The following is a 4,639-nucleotide window of genomic DNA, read 5'->3' as shown; positions in this document are numbered from 1 at the left end:
GCTCCACCAGCCGCGCCGTGTCCACCTTCAATGGCGGCGCACCGCGCGGCAAGTCGCGTTCAATACCGGCCAGCCCCGATTGCGCATACCGCTCACGCCAACGCGAGACCTGCACGCGTCCGACTCCCAACTGCTCGGCGATGTCCTTGTTCTGCATGCCGTTGGCGGCCAGCAGCACGATGCGCGCGCGCTGCGCCAGCCTCACGCTCGTGAGCTTCGACTGAACCAGCCGCGTCAACTTGGTTTGCTCCTCGTCGGTCAACAGGATCTCGGGGGCCACTCGCACTTGCTCTCTCCACGCTTTGTCGCTGTAGAGCAATAGTCTCATATAAGTTCCACCAAGAACAGAACGCTACACTAGCGAATGCTTTGGCACCGGCCAAACCAATACCACGTGTGCCACCGGTGATGAGCACCGATTTCCCGGTAAGTTTTAGGTCCATTTCGTTCACCCCTGACGCTTGCGGCATCCATCGTCACGATGAAGTCAAACTCGCCGTGGCCTGCTACTCCGGATCTCGCGCGTTCGACCACATCTTTCTGAACACAGCCCAGATGCGCGCATTCAAATGCTGCGCGTTGAAGCCTTCACGCCCGTTCATCCCTCATGGAGCGTTATTCATCGTTGACCGTCTCATGCTCTGCCGGCACCAGAATCTCCAGCAGCTCACAACCGTCCGACCACCCCACCACCCTGTGTCGTATGCCGGGCGGCTGCACCCAACTCGAGCCTGCTACAAGGCGGTGACGCCCTGCACCTTCAAACTCGGTCTCGAACCAGCCCTTCAGGCAATAGACCATCTGGAATTGCACATTGTGGTGGTGTCGCACGCTCAGTTCGGGGCGGAAAGGGGTAATCATGCGGATCACGTGGGCCTTTGCAAGGCCGCCGGTGGCCTCAGCCACGCCGAGATCGCGATAGGTGGAATAGCCACGCAGCCCCCCCCCGTCTTGAAGTCGGCCTCCCTCAGGTGGCTGATGACAAAGCACTGCTGACCTGGTTGCGGCTTGGTATCCATATGGCCTCGCAAAGTCATAGATCGAAAACGGGATGAAGTGCCCCAAGACAGCTCAAGAGCATGTGAGCTGGCACTGCGATTGCGACATTGATCCAGCGTCAGAATTGCGCTGTACGTTCTCGCACATACAGGCGCCTACGGTGGTAGGCCCAGTCGCCATCCACCAGCGTGACCGCAATCCGGACAGACGAACCCGGACGGCCATCGCAACCACTCGAGGTAGTCCAGGCAATCCGCATCGGACTGGAACCACGTCTGGAACTCGCCAAGGGAACCGGGATAGTGAATACCTGCGCTCGGGTGATCCGTGGCGGCAGTATGCTGCTAACTCCGGTTAAATGGATAGCCCAAAGAAAAGTTATCGCAATAGAGTTGGTTTTTGCCGCGGCATCGGCTGGGAAGCCGGCGACGACGCCTGGATTTCTTTGAAACGCACGCTATGACCTAGACGAAGTGCACGCCGCCATCTTCCAGCGGCAGCGAGCGGATGCGCTTGCCGGTCAGGGCGAAGACAGCATTCGCCAGCGCAGGCGCGACCAGCGGAACTCCGGTTTCGCCAATGCCCCCAGGCTTGTCGGTGCCGGGCAGCCTGATCACCTTCACCGGCGGCACCTCGGCCATCCGGGGCAAAGGGAAGTCGTGGAAGTTGCTTTGTTCGACGCGCCCGTTCTTCACGGTGACCTTGCAACGAATGGCGTTGATGATCCCCGTCACCGCGCCACCTTCCAATTGGGCAACCACCTGGTCGGGATGCACAGCGATACCGCAATCGACGACATAGGTGAGCCGCTCCAGCCGGATCTTGTCCGCCGTGCCCGACACTTCCGCTACCAGCGCGAGATGCGATTCGTAGCACTCCATCGTCGCGACACCGAAAGCCCGCGCGCCTCCGGCGCGCTGCTTGAAGCCGGACTCCGCCACCGCGCGTTCGAGTACGGCGCGCTGGCGGGGGTGGTTCTGCAGCATGGCCAGCCGGAACGCCACCGGATCGCGCCCTGCCGCGTGCGCGAGCTCATCAACGAAGCTCTCGATGGCAAACGCGTTTAGCGCGTAGCTGACCGAGCGCCAGAAGCCCACGCGGATGCCGACTTCCTGGATCACGGTACGCAGTTCGAGATCGGGCACGTCATAGGTGAAATCGACCAGGCCCTCCGTCATGAAGCCATCGTTGTCATTCTTGACCACGCCGGGGAAGAGCCGGTTCGTGATCGAGGGCGAAATCATTTTGACGCCCAGCGCGCTCACTCGACCGTCCTGCAGCGTGGCGCGCATCAGATGCAGGCTGGGAGGACGATAGAAGTCGTGGGCGGTGTCTTCCTCGCGGGACCAGATCAGCTTGACTGGTGTACCCGGCATGGTCTTGGCGAGTGCGACTGCCTGGGGCACGAAATCGACGTCGAGCCGCCGCCCGAATCCACCGCCGATGAACTGGGGATGGATCCTCACCTGTTGGGTGGGGACTCCTGCGGCTTTTGCGGCTGCCGCTTGCGCACCTTGTGGAAACTGCGTGCTGACCCACACGTCGACACCGGTCGGCGAGACCATCGCCATGCAGTTCTGTGGTTCGAGGGTGCCATGCGCGAGCATCTGCGAGGTGTAGCGTGTCTCGATAAGCTTGCCCTTGGACAGCGCCGCCTGCGCGTCGCCTGCTTGCCGTACCACCACGCCGGGGCGGGATGCTGCCTGTTCCAGTGAGGCGCGGATGGCCGCAGTGTCGAGCTTCGCGGCCTGGCCCTCGTCCCACTGAATCTTGACTTCCGCCAGCGCGGTACGGGCCGTCCAGTAGTGATCGGCGATCACGCCGATGCCTTCGCCGAGATTCACCACCCTGTGTACACCATGTCGCTTGCGCGCGGCATCCGCGTCGAAGCTCGCGACCTCGCCCCCCAGCACGGGACAGGCGGTCAGCGCCGCATACACCATGTCCGGCCGCTTGACGTCGATACCGAACACCGTGCGCCCGCGCGCTTTGTCGGCGCCATCCAGTCGCGGCCCCCACTTGCCGATCAGGGTGAAATCCCCGGGTGATTTCAGGATGACATCGTTCGGTACCGGGATACGCGCCACGTGAGCGGCCAATGATCCGTAGCCAAGCGTCTTCTTGCCATGCGTCACGGCACCATCGCCCGCGCGGCACTCGGCCTCGGGTACATTCCATGTCTCGGCTGCGGCGGTCACCATCAACTTGCGCGTCACTGCGCCAGCGCGCCGCAACGGCTCCCAGGCGTCCCTGACGCTGGTGCTGCCGCCGGTGATCTGTGCGCCAAGCATCCGGTTGAGATAGACCGGGTCGACCGGCGCTTGCTCGATACGCACGCGCCGAGGGTCTACCGCCATCTCTTCAGCCAGCAGCAAGGCGAGCGATGTGTGCACGTCCTGCCCCATCTCGTTGCGCCCACAGATCAGCGTGACGGCGCCGTTCGGCTGAATCCTGATCCACGCATTGGGGGCGAAGGTGCCAGCCGCAGGCTCGACTGCCTGCGACTGCCCCATGCGCAGGCCCAGCATCAGGCCACCGCCTGCCAACGCGACAACCTCGAGAAACTGCCGGCGTGAGACCACGATCCTGCTCGCCATTCCATTCGCCAGTTTTCTTGTCATGCCTTTTCTCCGAGATGCTGCGCGGCTTCATGGATGGCCTGGCGGATGCGAGGGTAGGTGCCACAACGGCACAGGTTGCCTTGCATGGCGGCATCGATGTCGGCGTCTGTCGGGGCGGCCTTCTGGGTCAGCAATGCCGTCGCGGCCATCACCTGCCCAGACTGGCAGTAGCCGCATTGCGGGACCTGGATCTTGTCCCAGGCGGTCTGCACGGCCTGTGCCACCGGCCCGCCGAGGCCCTCGATGGTCGTGATCTTATGACCGGCCACCGCCGATATCGGCAGTACGCAGGAGGGCGTTGCGGCGCCGTCGAGGTGCACCGTGCAAGCGCGGCACAGCGATACGCCGCAACCGAACTTCGTGCCGGTCAGTCCGAGATGGTCTCGCAGGACCCACAGTAGTGGCGTATCGGGCGTTACATTTACCGTGACCGTTTTGCCATTCAACGAAAACTGGACCATAGAGACTCCCGTGTGTTGAAGCAGCGCCGACTCAGTGCGATGTGATTTGTGCGGTACGGCCCTGGTTGCCGTGCGCGCTGGTTCGCTCGCTCATCCAATAAGACATTTATCATCCTAGGCTAGCCGCGGCGAACCTGCGTTCCTTTTTTTTTGCCGGCGACGACTGCGACAATTACGTCGCATGCTTCGTCAGCGCCGACCGCGGCTGTTTCAGCCACCATATTCCGACTTGAAGCTTGCACGGCAGGCGTCAGCAAGCACTGGGCCTGCCAGTTCGCCGGCATTGTGATGGTGCCGCTGAACTGGCGCGCCAAGCCGGAGGAACTGGACTATTGCGTGCGCGATGCCGGCGTCAAGGCGCTGGTGTTCGAGCCGGTCAGCGCCGATGCGGTGCTGGCCAGTCCCGCGGCGCAGACCGTGCCCTGCATTGGGCTGGATGGCGCGGCCGGCGGCTCGCTGCCCTTCGCCACGCTACTCGAGAGCGGCCCACTGAGCCACTCAGAGGGTCGGCCGAGATACAGGTTTATGCCCATGCGCTTATACACAACTATCCCCACC

At 62.8% G+C, this 4,639-nt stretch carries 5 protein-coding genes and 1 pseudogene; 1 reads left to right on the top strand and 5 read right to left on the bottom strand.

Annotation, left to right across the window (positions count from 1 at the left end):
- The 5 genes from CF70_RS36845 to CF70_RS00245 form a co-directional block, all read right to left on the bottom strand.
- Positions 1-280 (bottom strand): helix-turn-helix domain-containing protein (locus CF70_RS36845; protein ID WP_235184832.1); only part of this gene is annotated, 280 nt, incomplete at its 3' end.
- Positions 281-615: 335 nt separating this feature from the next.
- Positions 616-906 (bottom strand): cupin domain-containing protein, encoded by a 291-nt coding sequence (locus CF70_RS00255; RefSeq protein ID WP_235184831.1) that lies wholly within the window; start codon positions 904-906, stop codon positions 616-618.
- 248 nt (positions 907-1,154) lie between these two features.
- The gene (locus CF70_RS38840; RefSeq protein WP_081861966.1) at positions 1,155-1,307 is read right to left on the bottom strand and encodes a transposase; all 153 of its coding nucleotides are present in this window, start codon (positions 1,305-1,307) and stop codon (positions 1,155-1,157) included.
- Between the two features lie 156 nt (positions 1,308-1,463).
- Positions 1,464-3,596 (bottom strand): xanthine dehydrogenase family protein molybdopterin-binding subunit, encoded by a 2,133-nt coding sequence (locus tag CF70_RS00250; RefSeq protein ID WP_035858846.1) that lies wholly within the window; start codon positions 3,594-3,596, stop codon positions 1,464-1,466.
- Between the two features lie 20 nt (positions 3,597-3,616).
- The gene (locus CF70_RS00245; RefSeq protein WP_035858845.1) at positions 3,617-4,081 is read right to left on the bottom strand and encodes a (2Fe-2S)-binding protein; all 465 of its coding nucleotides are present in this window, start codon (positions 4,079-4,081) and stop codon (positions 3,617-3,619) included.
- Positions 4,082-4,339: 258 nt separating this feature from the next.
- On the opposite strand from CF70_RS00245, the pseudogene CF70_RS00240 reads away from it, so the two are divergent.
- Positions 4,340-4,639 (top strand): annotated as a pseudogene (locus tag CF70_RS00240) (AMP-binding protein); the annotation flags it as partial.

The sequence above is a fragment of the Cupriavidus sp. SK-3 genome (assembly GCF_000611145.1).
Taxonomy (GTDB): domain Bacteria; phylum Pseudomonadota; class Gammaproteobacteria; order Burkholderiales; family Burkholderiaceae; genus Cupriavidus.
The sequence above is the reverse complement of the archived record's forward strand: the minus strand, read 5'-3'. Positions and strand labels throughout refer to the sequence as shown.

What these genes read in the sequence shown, in the direction of transcription:
- CF70_RS00250 (WP_035858846.1), bottom strand. Translation starts at nt 3,596, where the DNA reads ATGGCGAGCAGGATCGTGGTCTCACGCCGGCAGTTTCTCGAGGTTGTC.
- CF70_RS00245 (WP_035858845.1), bottom strand. Translation starts at nt 4,081, where the DNA reads ATGGTCCAGTTTTCGTTGAATGGCAAAACGGTCACGGTAAATGTAACG.